General features: G+C 39.7%; 16 protein-coding genes. 12 read left to right on the top strand and 4 right to left on the bottom strand.

Annotation, left to right across the window (positions count from 1 at the left end; all coding sequences use genetic code 11):
- Positions 1–247 precede the first annotated feature (247 nt).
- Entirely contained in the window at positions 248–550 is a 303-nt protein-coding gene (locus tag PQ477_RS01925; RefSeq protein ID WP_035393864.1) for a hypothetical protein, read from the top strand.
- 91 nt (positions 551–641) lie between these two features.
- On the top strand, positions 642–1,364 hold the full coding sequence (locus PQ477_RS01920) for an SDR family NAD(P)-dependent oxidoreductase (protein WP_144559379.1): 723 nt from the start codon (positions 642–644) through the stop codon (positions 1,362–1,364).
- Positions 1,365–1,411: 47 nt separating this feature from the next.
- Here the strand turns inward: PQ477_RS01920 and purU are convergent, their stop codons facing one another.
- On the bottom strand, positions 1,412–2,275 hold the full coding sequence (purU, locus tag PQ477_RS01915; RefSeq protein WP_144559378.1) for a formyltetrahydrofolate deformylase: 864 nt from the start codon (positions 2,273–2,275) through the stop codon (positions 1,412–1,414).
- Between the two features lie 365 nt (positions 2,276–2,640).
- Between purU and PQ477_RS01910 the strand changes: the two genes are divergently transcribed.
- Positions 2,641–3,435 (top strand): phosphotransferase family protein, encoded by a 795-nt coding sequence (locus PQ477_RS01910; RefSeq protein ID WP_035393870.1) that lies wholly within the window; start codon positions 2,641–2,643, stop codon positions 3,433–3,435.
- Positions 3,436–3,482: 47 nt separating this feature from the next.
- On the opposite strand, the gene PQ477_RS01905 is transcribed toward PQ477_RS01910, so the two are convergent.
- Positions 3,483–3,719: a YtzH-like family protein gene (locus PQ477_RS01905; protein ID WP_035393873.1), complete on the bottom strand. Its 237-nt coding sequence runs from the start codon at positions 3,717–3,719 to the stop codon at positions 3,483–3,485.
- 74 nt (positions 3,720–3,793) lie between these two features.
- On the opposite strand from PQ477_RS01905, the gene trmB reads away from it, so the two are divergent.
- Positions 3,794–4,429, top strand: coding sequence for a tRNA (guanosine(46)-N7)-methyltransferase TrmB (gene trmB, locus PQ477_RS01900; protein WP_274272884.1), 636 nt, complete (start codon positions 3,794–3,796; stop codon positions 4,427–4,429).
- Positions 4,430–4,464: 35 nt separating this feature from the next.
- On the opposite strand, the gene PQ477_RS01895 is transcribed toward trmB, so the two are convergent.
- Positions 4,465–4,767, bottom strand: coding sequence for a hypothetical protein (locus PQ477_RS01895; RefSeq protein WP_035393876.1), 303 nt, complete (start codon positions 4,765–4,767; stop codon positions 4,465–4,467).
- Between the two features lie 249 nt (positions 4,768–5,016).
- On the opposite strand from PQ477_RS01895, the gene PQ477_RS01890 reads away from it, so the two are divergent.
- Both PQ477_RS01890 and PQ477_RS01885 read left to right on the top strand, forming a co-directional pair.
- On the top strand, positions 5,017–6,090 hold the full coding sequence (locus tag PQ477_RS01890) for a M42 family metallopeptidase (RefSeq protein ID WP_060703769.1): 1,074 nt from the start codon (positions 5,017–5,019) through the stop codon (positions 6,088–6,090).
- Entirely contained in the window at positions 6,087–6,581 is a 495-nt protein-coding gene (locus tag PQ477_RS01885; protein ID WP_035393881.1) for a DUF84 family protein, read from the top strand. The genes PQ477_RS01890 and PQ477_RS01885 overlap by 4 nt, the downstream gene beginning before the upstream one ends.
- Before the next feature lie 42 nt (positions 6,582–6,623).
- Here the strand turns inward: PQ477_RS01885 and PQ477_RS01880 are convergent, their stop codons facing one another.
- Positions 6,624–7,070: a YtoQ family protein gene (locus PQ477_RS01880; protein ID WP_035393884.1), complete on the bottom strand. Its 447-nt coding sequence runs from the start codon at positions 7,068–7,070 to the stop codon at positions 6,624–6,626.
- A gap of 142 nt (positions 7,071–7,212) precedes the next feature.
- On the opposite strand from PQ477_RS01880, the gene PQ477_RS01875 reads away from it, so the two are divergent.
- The 6 genes from PQ477_RS01875 (at position 7,213) to murC (ending at position 14,433) form a co-directional block, all read left to right on the top strand.
- Positions 7,213–8,229: a PTS sugar transporter subunit IIC gene (locus PQ477_RS01875; protein WP_035393887.1), complete on the top strand. Its 1,017-nt coding sequence runs from the start codon at positions 7,213–7,215 to the stop codon at positions 8,227–8,229.
- A gap of 10 nt (positions 8,230–8,239) precedes the next feature.
- The gene (locus PQ477_RS01870; RefSeq protein ID WP_035393889.1) at positions 8,240–8,566 is read left to right on the top strand and encodes a thioredoxin family protein; all 327 of its coding nucleotides are present in this window, start codon (positions 8,240–8,242) and stop codon (positions 8,564–8,566) included.
- A 75-nt stretch (positions 8,567–8,641) separates the two neighbouring features.
- A complete protein-coding gene (locus PQ477_RS01865) occupies positions 8,642–9,442 on the top strand; it encodes a DUF1444 domain-containing protein (protein WP_035393892.1) in 801 nt (266 codons plus the stop codon).
- Between the two features lie 64 nt (positions 9,443–9,506).
- Complete coding sequence (gene ytpR, locus PQ477_RS01860) at positions 9,507–10,109, top strand: YtpR family tRNA-binding protein (RefSeq protein WP_144559370.1); 603 nt, start codon at positions 9,507–9,509, stop codon at positions 10,107–10,109.
- Positions 10,110–10,169: 60 nt separating this feature from the next.
- Entirely contained in the window at positions 10,170–12,956 is a 2,787-nt protein-coding gene (locus tag PQ477_RS01855; protein ID WP_274272883.1) for a DNA translocase FtsK, read from the top strand.
- Between the two features lie 169 nt (positions 12,957–13,125).
- Positions 13,126–14,433, top strand: a complete 1,308-nt coding sequence (gene murC, locus PQ477_RS01850) for a UDP-N-acetylmuramate--L-alanine ligase (RefSeq protein WP_274272882.1) — start codon at positions 13,126–13,128, stop codon at positions 14,431–14,433.
- Positions 14,434–14,484: the final 51 nt, after the last annotated feature.

The raw sequence follows: 14,484 nt of genomic DNA, 5'->3' as shown, positions 1-14,484 counted from the left end.
ATGATTGCGACATGCGAATAATAATGACTATTTGATTACGCTTATAGTTTCCCACCTTAAATGGCCATTATGATTAAAACGTAGTAGGTGTTCGCAAAATTTAATGGTAAACAGCATTGAAACAACCCGTCGAAGGGGCTATAATAAAAAGGTCGTGTTAAAAATTATGTCCGTAATACGTTAAAAACATTATTGAATATAGAACGTTAATTTGCTTAGGGCTGTTCAGGAATAAAGGAGGTATTTGATGCGTCAGAGCAGCTTCATGTCTACCTATGATTTACGTGTAAGAAAAGTATATAATTGGCTTGGTTCAACTGAGCTTATGATAGAACTATATGGGTTGGAAGAGTGTGTTGGGTTTGGTGACACGTTTTTGGAAGCAAAAAAAAACCTATCTGAGAGTATCCAACGATGGGAACAAACATTTGGATTGGATAGTTTTCCAGCACCCATTAATCGACCACAACTAATTTTCATCGATGCTCCGATGGATAAAGCGGAATTTACGTTTATAAATCATGAATTACTTGCCTTGGAACAAGGTTAACGTGTTAAACGGCGCTCTCTATTAACGAGAGCGTTTTTTATTTGGTTAAAGGGGGAAAGAGTAACGGCAATCAGCAAAAAGGAGATGAAGTATGGACAAGCGATTAATGGTTATTACGGGTGGTGCAAATGGCATTGGGAAGGAAGTAGCAAAAGCATTTGCGCAAAATCGTTACAACGTCATAACGATGGACAAAGAAAAACAAGAATGGGAACATGACCAAGTTCGTGCGCTACAAGTAGATGTATCGGATCATGAGCAGCTTCAAACAGCTATAGACGAGATTCATCGTCAGTATGGCTCACCGTCTGTCTTAATTAACAATGCTGGTGTGTCTACTTTTAAAAATTTTTTCGAACTTACTCTTGAAGACTGGAACCAAGTGCTAAAGACCAATCTAACAAGTGCATTTTTGCTTTCACAAGGTTTCGCGAAAACTATGAAACAAAAGAAAGAGCCCTGTGCCATTATCAACATATCGTCGACTAGGGCTTTTATGTCTGAGGCTAATTCAGAAGCCTATGCAGCTTCTAAAGGTGGATTGACTGCCTTAACCCATGCAATGGCAATGTCCCTTCACGATACTCAAATTACTGTCAATGCCATTGCTCCAGGTTGGATTCACACAGGAGATATAAAGCAGCTAAGGGATATTGATCATATTCAACACCCCTCTAACCGTGTTGGAACACCAGGAGATATAGCGGAAGCTTGTTTGTTTTTAGCCAATCCAAACAATAACTTTATAAATGGTGAAACGCTTACCATTGATGGTGGCATGACTAAAAAAATGGTGTATGCACACGATGAATAGGTAGTAAAAAGAGCTTATCGTATTTTAGTCGATAAGCTCTTCTTATATTAGAAAACAATCGTTTTGTTTTGATGAACGATGCAACGGTCATCTAAATGCCACTGAACGGCTCTTGCAAGTGCAATTCGTTCAATGTTTCGACCAACAATTTTTAAATCCTTGGCCGAGTGTCGATGATCAACACGCATAACGTCTTGCTCAATAATAGGCCCTTCGTCTAAATCGTCTGTTACATAATGAGCAGTAGCACCAATGAGCTTAACACCACGTTCAAAAGCTTTTGCATAAGGGTTAGCCCCAATAAATGCTGGTAGGAAAGAGTGGTGGATATTAATAATTTTCTCTGGAAATTGAGAAACAAAAGTGGACGTTAAAATCTGCATGTAACGAGCAAGAACAACGAGTTCAACTTGATGATCTTTTAACAATTGAATAGCTTGCTCTTCTGCTTCTTTTCTATTTTCTTTTGTGGCAGGGATATGGTAGAACGGTATGCCATAAGACTCCACTTCTTCTTGAGCGTCTTTGTGATTGCTAATAACAAGTGGAATATCTGCATACAATTCACCTGCTTTCCATTTCCATAAGATTTCTGATAAGCAATGATTTTCTTTAGAGACAAAAATAGCCATTTGTTTTTTTCGGCTTGCTTTTTCTACTTTATATGTGAAAGCATATTCTTGAGCGATTTGTTTTAACGCTTCTTGAATGGATTGATAGTTTGCTTTTGATTCTTCCCATTCAAATTCAACCCTCATAAAAAATCGCCCGTGTTCTGGATCTGTTGAGTACTGATCCGATTGAACGATATTTGCATGGTGATGAAATAAAGAAGTCGAAATGGCCGACACAATGCCTGGCTTATCTTGACATGTAACAAGTAAAATAGCTCGATTTTCCTGATGATGCACGATTTGTTCCTCCGTTCTAAACGCCTTCTTAACAAGTGTATCGTTTTATAACTCCCCTATTGAAGCAAACTTATTCAGCTGCTGTCAATCTAAAAGGCTATGTTTATACGTAAAGTCGGCTGTTTTTTTAAAATCTCACATTGACGATCGTTATACCTTTTTGGTACCATAAGACCTATCTATTGAATGCAAGTATGCATGAGGCCGCTTCAATTGTAACCATTTTTATAGCTTACATCATTAATGGCAGAGACTTTGCTGTGCTCTGCTTTTTTAATGGTTTTTTTTCCAGTCTTATTTAAGGTATACTAAACGAAGGCAGTAAGGAAGCGGAAGAAAAGAAAAGGAAATTGAGGGTGAACCTGGTGGAATTGTTTTTAGGAGAAGGCTGGGATGTCTTACCCGCTGGAGGCGCAACTGGTGAAGCATATGTTGCTAGACAAGGCGACTATCAATTATTCATAAAGCGAAATTCATCTCCTTTTCTTGCGGTTCTTTCTGCTGAAGGAATTGTCCCGAAATTATTGTGGACAAAGAGGTTGGAGAGCGGAGATGTTATTACCGCACAGCGCTGGATTCAAGGAAGAGAACTAAAAGCAAAGGAAATGAGACATGATCGTACAGCGAAACTGTTAGCTAATATTCATGAGTCTGCTGACTTGCTTGATATGTTTACACGGATGGGTAATAAACCGTTGATTCCGTCAGTTATGATTGAGAATATGCACTTACAAGTCTCACTTTATCGTCTTCATAATGAAATCGTCGATAGAGGGCTAAGCGAATTAGAAAGACTCCTTGGACAACTTGATGATACAAAATATGCCGTTTGTCATGGCGATATTAACCATAACAATTGGATGCGTGATGAACATGATAATCTATATTTAATTGATTGGGACGGTGCGACTGTTGCCGATCCTGCTCTTGATTTAGGGCTATTGCTTTACACGTATATCCCAGAGGGTGAATGGGAGGACTGGCTCCACTCATACGGAGAAGAGCTGACGGATTCGTTACAGTTACGAATGTATTGGTATATGATTGCACATTCAATATCAGAATTATTATGGCACCATAGTCGACAAAATGAAGAACAAGTACGTAGCTATGAAAAAAATTTGTCTTATTTAATCGATAGCTCATCTATAAAAAGATGAGCTATTTGTTTGAGAGAAATTGGCTTATTTCCTAGGAAATAAGCCAATTATAATTGTTCTATCCACATATTTACTGCTTGAGCATCTAGCGTGTCTGTATGATTCGCACTTGAAATTTGCGAAATGGTATCAGAAATACGCGAATCAAGTGTTGTTTCATCCGCAAGATTAGACAATAGATGCGTAAGCTGTTCGCGTTCGTTTTGAGTAAGAAAATGTTCAGATTGGTGGCTTCGTAATAAATCTTTTATTAATGAAAGTTTGTCGTTCGTTGATAAAGGCATACGATCCCTCCTTTTTATAGCGTAAGTAAAAAAATGAAAAATATACATGTATTAGCGAAAAGGAGTTTGTTGCAATGCGTTTAAGACATAAGCCCTGGGCAAGGGAAGAACTAAGCAAGCGCCCTGCTATTGTAGTTCAAGATCCGACTACTCAAAAAGGAAAGTGGAGCAATTTGTTTAACAACGACCACCCGATTTACGTTGAAGTAGGGACTGGGAAAGGTCAGTTTTTGACAAAAATGGGGATGGCTCACCCTACTATTAATTATATTGGTGTTGAGCGATACGAAAGTGTACTACTAACAGCAATGGAAAACGTAGAACAAGCAGGCCTAACGAATGTGAAGTTATTAAGTGAAGATGTTGGTGATATAGAGGAATTTTTTGCTGAAAGTGAAGTGGAACGGGTATTTATAAACTTTACAGATCCTTGGCCGAAAACTCGTCATGCGAAAAGGCGTTTAACGCATCCCTATTATTTAGATAAGTATCGCCGTATGTTAACAGACAATGGTGAAATTCATTTTAAAACCGATAATCAAGGCTTGTTCGAATATTCTCTTCATAGCATGTCCAGCTACGGTATGTCATTCAAAAATGTAAGTCTTGACTTGCATAAAAGCGAAATGGAAGGCAATATGATGACAGAGTATGAAGAGAAATTCTCAACAAAAGGCGATCGGATTTACCGTTTAGAAGCAACTTATTAAAAAAACAAGCCTACGATAGGCTTGTTTTTTGTTTATTAAATTTGATCGAGCTTTAAAAGAACGCCACTTTCTACATCTGCAACAAACTCATATTGTACAGGTCCGTCGACAGTTGAGCTTGTGAGTCCGCCTCGATAAACGTGATACGTTAAGCCAAGGTGTTCGACTGTTTCAGATTGCATGTGAATCCAAGATCCATTGATGATATATTCTTGCTTTACTACAGCTTTCACTTTCTTAAGAACTTGTTCAGGCTTTAATTCTGTCGTTTGACAAGCTCTTGAGGCAAGTACACCCATTAACACACCTATACCGACGCCGATTGAAAAACGTTTCAAATTTAACCTCTCCTTGTAAATAAAGTGGGAACCAATTTGCACAGGAATAGTAGACAATCATTGCTATCCCCTAAAAGTAGAAAATAAAAACCAAACCATCTCTTATGTACGCAACATTACGATACCACATTTTTTGTAAGAAAAGTAACTTTTCTTTCATGAGCCTTTATAAGGATTTAAATCATTTGCTAGCTTATCAATATGAAGTTTTGTAAAATAGTAAAGATACTAGCTTGTAGGAGGTTCAAAATGAACGATAAAACAAAACAAATGTTTAAAGCATTAACGGAGCTTGTAGGTCCTCCAGGTTTTGAACATGATGTAAGGGCATACGTAAAACAAGAATTGTTAAAGCATACCGACGAAATTGTTCAAGATAAATTAGGCAGTACGTTTGGTGTATTAAGAGGAAATTCAGCTGGTCCAAAAGTAATGGTAGCAGGTCATATGGATGAAGTTGGATTTTTAGTGACATCGATAAACGAGAAGGGCTTAATTAAATTTCAAACATTAGGCGGTTGGTGGTCACAAGTTCTTCTTGCTCAACGAGTACAAATTATAACAGACAATGGACCGATTGTCGGTGTTATAGGGTCAACACCACCTCATCTTCTTCAAGATGCACAGCGCTCAAAGCCAATGCCAATTGAAGAAATGTATATTGATATTGGTGCAGACGATCGAGATGATTGCGTGGCCTTAGGAATAAAACCAGGACAACCGATAGCCCTTGAATGTCCGTTCACACCAATGGCTAACCCGAAAAAAATTATGGCAAAAGCGTGGGATAACCGTTACGGTGTCGGACTCGCAATTGAATTATTAGAAGAATTAAAAGGTGAATCTCTTCCGAATACGTTATTCTCAGGTGCAACGGTACAAGAGGAAGTCGGGCTTAGAGGGGCAGCAACAGCAGCGCATTTAATTCAACCTGATCTAAGCTATGTGCTTGATGCAAGTCCTGCCAATGATGCAACTGGTGGGAAAGACGCATTTGGTCAGCTAGGAAAAGGGGCGTTAGTTAGAATTCACGACCGTACAATGATTACCCATAAAGGTATGCGTGATTTTGTTTTAGATACAGCTGAATCAAATAACATTCCATACCAATACTTTATATCACCAGGTGGAACAGATGCTGGTCGTATTCATACATCAGGTGACGGAGTTCCATCTGCTGTCATTGGGGTCTGCGCACGTTATATTCACACATCTTCATCCATCTTACATGTTGATGATTACGCTGCAGCAAAAGAGCTTCTAATTAAACTTGTTCGATCAACCGATCAATCAACATACGAAAGCTTGACGTCATACGAATGATTACGTTAGCGGTAGGCACAAAAAATCCAGCAAAAGTGTTTGCAGTCAAAGAAACGTTGCTTAAAGAACCAATTAAAATCGAGACTGTTTCGGCGCCTTCGGGTGTTTCAGCCCAGCCATTTTCAAATGAAGAAACAAAATTAGGGGCGTTGAATCGAGCGCAATTTGCGAGAGAACAGGCCGACGCTGATGCTGGAATTGGTCTGGAAGGCGGCGTTTATTTATACGAAGGTGTTTACTACTTATGTAATTGGGGAGTTATGGTGACGAAAGGTGGACACGTTTATGCCGCTTCAGGCTTAAGTCTCCCTTTACCGAAGGAGTATAATAAAGGGCTTGAAGCTGGAAAAGAATTGTCACATATTATAGGCAATGACATTGGCAAAAAAGACGGTGCAATTGGCTTATTAACAAACGGTCGCATCACCCGCAAACAAATGTTTGCTCACATTGTAGAGAGTTGCTATGGTATGTTTCAATTCAATCAGTAAAAAAAGCAATCGCTTAAAGCGATTGCTTTTTTTTATGGAAGATTAATTCTCGGCAAATACATAAGCTAAGGTTTCAATCGCTTGCTCAGGCGTTTCGACGACTACTTGGGCTTTATTCGCTAACTCTTTTAAAGCATGATGCAGTTTTTTAGGTCGGATTAAAATGACAGGAATGCCGGCTTCCATTGCTCTTGACGCATCCATAGCCGTGTTCCATTGCTTATATTCTTCTCCAAATAAAGCGACAACCACGTCTGATTTTTTTATAAGTAGTTGGGTGCGTAAGTTGTTAATGCTAGAAGCTGCTTCATCCGTCAGTATTTTTGAGGGCTGTTCTCCTAAAATCATTTCGCCGATCTTATCACTTTTGTCATGGTTTTCCATTGGTCCTTTAAACTGTAATGGTAAGTTTTGCTTGTTTGCCAGTTCCTTTATCTCTTTTCGCCAGTTGGTATGAATTTCTCCAGCTAAATAAACAGTCAGTTCCATATAGATGCTCCTTTTTTCCCTTATTTCTCTATAGTAATGGATATCCTAAAAAAAGAAAATAAAACCTTTCTAAATGTCTTGTCACATGAAAAGACATATCGTATTCTAGATAAGGTATTGATTAACTATTGGAGTGTGAGCGATGCGAGCGTTTTTAACTAAAAAAGGTGTAAACCCATCTCTTCGTACCTATTTTATAAAAGCAATGGGGCAAATGACGTTTGGTTTGTTTGCGACATTAATTATTGGCATTATTATTCGAACGATCGGGGAGCAGTTTCAGCTTGAGCACGTGATTGAACTTGGACAATTCACAATGGATTTATATGGCGCGGCTATTGGTGCTGCTGTGGCATTAGCATTAGGTGCTCCAAACTTTGTTGTGCTTGCGACAGTTGTCTGTGGAGCAGCTGGTGCACTATTTGGAGGACCAGCAGGAAGTTTTGTTGCTGCTGTTGTAGGTGCTGAAATAGGGAAGCTTGTTGCAGGTGAAACAAAAATTGATATTCTGGTGACACCTATCGTAACAATTGTTACTGGCTATACAGTAGCATTCCTACTCGGTGCGCCAATACAATTTGTGATGCTTTCGATAGGTGAAACGATCACGTGGGCGACAACTCAATCTCCTCTTGTGATGAGCGGCATTGTCGCTGTGTTAATGGGATTGGCACTAACAGCACCGATTTCTAGTGCTGCAATAGCAATTATGCTTGATTTAACGGGAATGGCTGCTGCTGCTGCTGCCATTGGTTGTGCCGGTCAAATGGTCGGGTTTGCAGTAGCAAGCTACCGTGATAATCGTGTAAGTGGGTTATTGTCTATCGGTATTGGCACATCAATGCTTCTTATACCTCATATTATAAAAAATCCCAAAATACTTATTCCACCTACTATGGCGAGCCTTGTAGCCGCACCAATCGGAACAATTGGCTTTGGTTTAGTAAATAACGCTGCAGGAGCAGGAATGGGGACGAGTGGACTCGTTGGACCAATTATGACTTTTACAGAAATGGGGTTTAGCTGGTTGCTTTTCGCCCAAGTTGTAGTATGCTATGTAGTGATACCAGCTATCATTGCACTCCTTCTATCCGAATGGATGAGAGCGAAAGGCTGGATAAACGTAAATGACATGAATTTAATGCAAAATGAAAAATGAGGTGCTAAAAATGGAACATGTAGCAAGTGTTGAAGAATTTAATAAAATTAAAGAAACGGAAACGGCTGTATTTCTATTTTCTGCTGACTGGTGTCCAGACTGCCGAGTGATTGAACCATTTCTACCACGATTAGAAGTGGATTATCCGACGTTTACATTCTATTATGTTGATCGAGATAAACTATTGGATGTATGTATTGCTCATGATATTTTTGGTATTCCGAGCTTTCTTGCTTTTTCAGAAGGAAAAGAAGTAGCGAGATTTGTTTCAAAAGATCGTAAAACGGAAGAGGAAATTCAAACATTCTTAACAGAAGCGGAAACAAAAGTTGGCTAGGAAGGTGAAAACACCTCCTAGCTTTTTCGTTTGACCACATTCATGTTAAACTTAGAAAGAGAAGGAGGGTTAACGTTGAATCTTCAAACCTTTAGAAAACAAATTGAAAACAAACTGCAACGGGATGGCTGGACCATCCGTTATGATCATAAAGAGAGCACATTGCGAGTTGAGGATCCGTCTATTAATAAAGGTGTGACATTAGCGCTTAAACCATTACTAGCAAGGTGGGAGCGAAAAGAATATGATGCAATTGATGAAGCCATTCGGCATGTACGAGTTGGATTAGAATCAATGAAAGAGCAAATTTCGCTCGAAGGGAAAGAAAAACACATCTTCCCAGTTATTCGTGCGGCTTCATTTCCAGAAGAAACGAAGGACGGTAAAAAACTAGTCTTTGATGAGCACACGGCGGAAACAAGAATTTATTACGCGCTTGATTTAGGTGAAACATACACGCTACTTGATGAACAACTTATAGAAAACAGTCCAATAGGGTTAAAAGAATTAAAAGAAATTGCACTGTTTAACGTGCGATCACTTGATTGTCCGTTAAAACAGGACGAGGTTGCGGGAAATACGTTTTACTTTGTTAGTGCAAACGATGGTTATGATGCAAGTAGAGTGCTCGATCAATCATTTATTGAAAAGATGGAACAACAGGTTAAAGGGGAACTTGCTATGGCAATTCCTCATCAAGACTCTTTAATCATTGCAGATATTCAAAATCATACAGGTTATGATGTGTTAGGACAAATGGCCTTACAATTTTTTAGGACAGGCCGCATCCCGGTGACGGCATTGCCTTTCGCAGTTGAAAACGGTGAACTTGAACCTGTTTTTATTTTGGCGCAAAAAAAGCCTAAAGACCGATAGTACATTCGGGCATGATTAAGTATACTAGAAACGCTACATGTAATCGTAGCAAGAGGAGAAGAAAATGAACGCTTTTTATAACAAAAAAGGAATCGGTGATGTTTTATTACTTGTAAAAGAGCAAGTAGGCATCGACGATCGTTTCGTTGAGCAACATGGTGACTTCGTACAAATTAGTAAACGTGAATCTGGAGAAGTAGTGGGAATAAATGTGTTAAATGCTTCAAACTACGGAGTAATTAGCGGTGAAGGTGCGATTGACTTAACAGATGAGGTACAAGCACTTCTTAAAAAAGCTGCCAAGGATAATGGCCAAGTTATTAAACTTGACCTAGAGCAGAAGCCTTTATTTGTTGTGGGCTATGTCGAAGCCTGCGAACAACACGCAAACGCCGATAAGTTGTCTGTGTGCCGTGTAAACTTAGGGAACGAAACCGTACAAATCGTTTGTGGTGCTCCTAACGTAGAAGCAGGTCAAAAGGTCGTTGTTGCCAAAGTTGGTGCAGTTATGCCAAGTGGTATGGTTATTAAAGAAGCAAAATTGCGAGGAGAAGAGTCGCACGGAATGATTTGCTCTGCAAAAGAATTAGGCCTACAAGATGCCTCTTCAGAAAAAGGCATACTTGTTTTACCTGAGGATAGAGTTGTAGGGTCTGCATTTTTATAATGGTAAAGGGGGCTGGCTTTCTCCACGACTGCCAGCTTTTTTACATCAGGTGGTGAAGAGATGAGTATTTGGAACAAATGGGCACGTTTTTTTAAAGGGGATGATGAAGAAAGTGATTCAGACCCTATAAATACGTCGAATGATGGCGAACGTAGTGAACAAACGCGTAGTAAAAATACCCAAGAGGAAGAATTAGAAGAAGCGCGCATGACGTTTTATTATGGGTATGCGTATCATAGTGACAAAGGTACTAAAGAGACATTAGATAAACCAGAGCAAAATAGTGGGAAGCGCTCAAAAAAAACGAGCCCGAATAATCGAGTGACGAACGTAGCAAATACAACATTCTTTCAGGGCAATTTTAAACCAACAGCTACGCCATCACCTGTACATGGACTTCCTAAAGACCCAATACGAGATAATAGTGATTACAATTGGTTATTGCGTAATACGCGACAGTCTCAACAGACATTTATGGAGCGTATGAATGAAAAGGATAATCATCAAAGTAAAGAGAATGATCAACAAGTCGTTCAGCAGTCTTTTCTTTCTGCATTAGAAGAGGATGAAGGCTATGTGGAACGTGTTGAAGACGGTGCGATCGTCATGGAGACGTCAGAGCAGTCGGTCGAGGAAGAAGAGTTAAGAGCTGAAGAGCTAGCTACATACGGTTCAGATAACAAAAAAGAATCAACTCGTCTTCATACAGAAGATCGAACCGCTTTGTCCAACCTGAAGTCGAGCAAACCTGCTGGAGCAAAGGATACAGCACTTAAACAAGCTGAAGCAGAGATTAGTGTACAAGAAGACGGAGAGCTCAAACAAGCTGAAGCTGTGCAAGAAGCAGAAATAGAAGTGAAACATACGAACTCTGTGGAACAAGAAGGCGGAGAAACGAACCAAGGTGAAGCAGAGATTAGTGTACAAGAAGATGGAGAGCTCAAACAAGCTGAAGCTGTGGAAGAAGCAGAAATAGAAATGAAACATACGAACTCTGTGGAACAAGAAGGCGGAGAAACGAACCAAGGTGAAGCAGAGATTAGTGTACAAGAAGATGGAGAGCTCAAACAAGCTGAAGCTGTGGAAGAAGCAGAAATAGAAGTGAAACATACGAACTCTGTGGAACAAGAAGGCGGAGAAACGAACCAAGCTGAAGCAGTGATTATTGTACAAAAAGATGGAGAGCTCAAACAAGCTAATGAGGAAACTGCGGTACAGGAAGAGGAACTGAACCAAACTGATGGTGAAACTTTGGAACAAGCTGAAGTAGAGCTGAAAGAACAAGATCATCACTTGGTTACATCAGAACGTCAACAGCAGCGACAAGTGAAACAGGCACCCTCTAAAGGGAACGATTCTAAAGAACATAGAAAAGACATTCCGTTTAATGTGTTGATGTTGCCGACAGATCGCAGGAGAAAACAGGAGAATCAAGAGCAAAAAAGAACGAGTGCCTATGAACCGCCACCACTCAAATTGCTCTTATATCCAGAGCGAATGACTGATGATGATAGTGCTTGGCTTGATGAACAGGCTACTTTACTAGAGGAAACACTTCAAAGTTTTCATGTGGATGCGAAAGTGGTCAATCGTACTAAAGGACCAGCTGTGACTCGCTTTGAAATCCAACCTGCACGAGGCGTAAAAGTGAATAAAATTACGAATCTAACTGATGATATCAAGCTATCACTTGCTGCTAAAGATATACGAATTGAAGCGCCAATTCCAGGTAAGAACGCCATTGGCATTGAAGTGCCAAATCGAACTTCTAATCCAGTTATGTTAAGAGAAATTTTGCGAAGAGATGTATTCCGAAACCCATCTTCTCCTTTAACTGCAGCATTGGGGCTTGATATATCTGGTAATCCGGTTGTGACAGACCTCAATAAAATGCCTCATGGACTTGTGGCAGGAGCCACAGGGTCTGGGAAAAGTGTATGTATTAATTCGATTTTAATTAGCTTGCTGTACAAAGCTTCTCCAGAAGAATTAAAGCTTCTTTTAGTTGATCCGAAAATGGTTGAACTGGCTCCTTATCACGATATACCACATTTACTTGCGCCAGTTATTACAGATCCGAAGCAAGCTACAGCGTCATTAAAATGGGTTGTACAAGAAATGGAAAGAAGGTACGAGCTCTTTAGTCAAATGCGAGTTCGTGATATTGAGAAGTATAACGAACGTTATGAAAAGCTACCATACATTCTTGTCGTGATTGATGAGCTAGCTGATCTGATGATGGTATCACCGCAAGATGTTGAAGATGCCATTTGCCGTATCGCTCAAAAAGCACGAGCATGTGGGATTCATTTGCTTTTAGCTACGCAAAGACCTTCTGTTGATGTGATAACAGGATTAATTAAAGCGAACATTCCTACTCGAATCGCGTTTTCAGTCTCGTCTCAAACTGATTCAAGAACCATTTTGGATATGGGAGGCGCCGAACGCTTACTCGGTAAAGGCGATATGCTGTTTCATGAAAACGGTGCTTCAAAACCTGTACGAGTTCAAGGGACATTTGTATCAGACGACGAAATTGAAGCAGTCATCGATTATGTGAAAAAGCAAGGAACACCTAACTATGCATTTGAGAGTGAGACAATAGAAAAGGTTTTTGAACAAACTGAACAGGCAGACGAACTGTTTGAGGATGCTTGCTACTTTGTAGTTGAGCAAGGTACTGCTTCAGCATCGAGTATTCAGCGTCGATTTCGTGTAGGCTATAATCGAGCAGCAAGGCTTATCGATATGATGGAGCAAAGAGGCGTTATATCGGGTGCTATGGGAAGCAAGCCAAGAACGGTGCTTGCTACGGAGGAACAGTTAAAGGAATCAGATTTAGCTTGAACTTGAGAAATGCATAAAATTTATATATGATATGTATTGGAAAGTGATGGATTAGCATGATTGATCGGACCTTTTAAAGGTTACGGCATATACTAACAATTATTAGCGGAAATTTAGTGATTGGATCTGCACCTAGAGAAACCTAGGGCTTAGATTGGAGGCTTTATCATTGACAACATACCATTTTACCGGAATTAAAGGCTCTGGTATGAGTGCATTGGCACAAATATTAGATGATATGGAAGAAGACGTTCAAGGATCGGACATTACAGAAACGATCTTCACCCAGAAACCATTGGAACAAAAAGGGATTCCTTTATTCCCTTTTTCAGCAGACAATATTAAGGAACAGCAGCATGTGATTATGTCAGCAGCATATGGAGAAACACATGAAGAAATCGTTCGCGCGCGCGAGTTAGGCTTAAAAGTAGATGTCTATCCACAGTTTTTAGGAACATTTATCTCACAATTTACCAGTGTGGCTATTACAGGCTCTCATGGTAAAACATCGACTACTGGCTTACTTGCTCATGTATTAGGTTCAATAAAACCCACCTCTTACTTGATAGGTGATGGAACTGGTAAAGGTACGAGTAACTCTAACTACTTTGTTTTTGAAGCGTGTGAATATCGTCGTCATTTTCTAAATTACTCTCCTGATTACTGTATTATGACGAATATTGATTTTGACCACCCAGATTATTTTTCGAGTGTAACAGACGTGATTGATGCCTTTCAGGAAATGGCTAGTCAAGTAAAGAAAGCAATCATTGCTTGTGGGGATGATGAACATTTACAAGAGCTCAAAGCCAATGTACCTATTCTGTATTACGGGCTAAATGAAGACAATGATTTTCAAGCAAGAGAGATTAAAAGCACGGATGAGGGCACCGTATTTGATGTTTATATTCGTGGTGATCTTTATGGCACGTTTTTAATTCCTGGTTTTGGCGATCATAATGTGAAGAACGCCCTAGCGATTATTACGCTATGTCATTATGAAGGTCTTCAGTATGAGGATGTAGCCAAGCACTTAAAAACATTTGCAGGTGTAAAAAGACGGTTTAGTGAAAAAGTATTCGGCTCGCAAATTTTGATTGACGATTATGCGCATCACCCAACGGAAATTGCGGCAACGATTGAAGCGACGAAGAAAAAATATAAAAATCGAAAAGTAACAGCGATTTTTCAACCACATACTTTTACACGAACAAAAGCTTTTTTGCAAGAGTTTGCGGATGCACTTAGTCAAGCAGACACGGTTTATTTGTGTGATATTTTTGGGTCAGCGAGAGAGGATCAAGGTTCCCTTACGATCGAGCAGCTGCAACAGCTCATTAATGGAAGTCATCTAATGAATGAAGGGGATATTGACGGTTTGCAAGCTCATGAACATGAAGTACTTTTATTCATGGGAGCCGGTGATATACAAAAATATCAAAAAGCATATGAGATTAGTCAGAAAAAAAGCGGCTAATGCATAGTTTGTGTAAATTGAGGGTATAGAAAAGGTAACCGACAAAACCGG

This window comes from Shouchella hunanensis (genome assembly GCF_028735875.1).
Lineage (GTDB): Bacteria > Bacillota > Bacilli > Bacillales > Bacillaceae_D > Shouchella > Shouchella hunanensis.
This window is presented reverse-complemented; position numbering and strand designations above follow the sequence as displayed.

Bases quoted from the DNA above. Each gene is read 5' to 3' on its own strand.
- PQ477_RS01925 (WP_035393864.1), top strand. From the start codon at position 248: ATGCGTCAGAGCAGCTTCATGTCTACCTATGATTTACGTGTAAGAAAA.
- PQ477_RS01920 (WP_144559379.1), top strand. From the start codon at position 642: ATGGACAAGCGATTAATGGTTATTACGGGTGGTGCAAATGGCATTGGG.
- PQ477_RS01905 (WP_035393873.1), bottom strand. From the start codon at position 3,719: ATGCCTTTATCAACGAACGACAAACTTTCATTAATAAAAGATTTATTA.
- trmB (WP_274272884.1), top strand. From the start codon at position 3,794: ATGCGTTTAAGACATAAGCCCTGGGCAAGGGAAGAACTAAGCAAGCGC.
- PQ477_RS01890 (WP_060703769.1), top strand. From the start codon at position 5,017: ATGAACGATAAAACAAAACAAATGTTTAAAGCATTAACGGAGCTTGTA.
- PQ477_RS01885 (WP_035393881.1), top strand. From the start codon at position 6,087: ATGATTACGTTAGCGGTAGGCACAAAAAATCCAGCAAAAGTGTTTGCA.
- PQ477_RS01880 (WP_035393884.1), bottom strand. From the start codon at position 7,070: ATGGAACTGACTGTTTATTTAGCTGGAGAAATTCATACCAACTGGCGA.
- PQ477_RS01875 (WP_035393887.1), top strand. From the start codon at position 7,213: ATGCGAGCGTTTTTAACTAAAAAAGGTGTAAACCCATCTCTTCGTACC.
- PQ477_RS01870 (WP_035393889.1), top strand. From the start codon at position 8,240: ATGGAACATGTAGCAAGTGTTGAAGAATTTAATAAAATTAAAGAAACG.
- ytpR (WP_144559370.1), top strand. From the start codon at position 9,507: ATGAACGCTTTTTATAACAAAAAAGGAATCGGTGATGTTTTATTACTT.
- PQ477_RS01855 (WP_274272883.1), top strand. From the start codon at position 10,170: ATGAGTATTTGGAACAAATGGGCACGTTTTTTTAAAGGGGATGATGAA.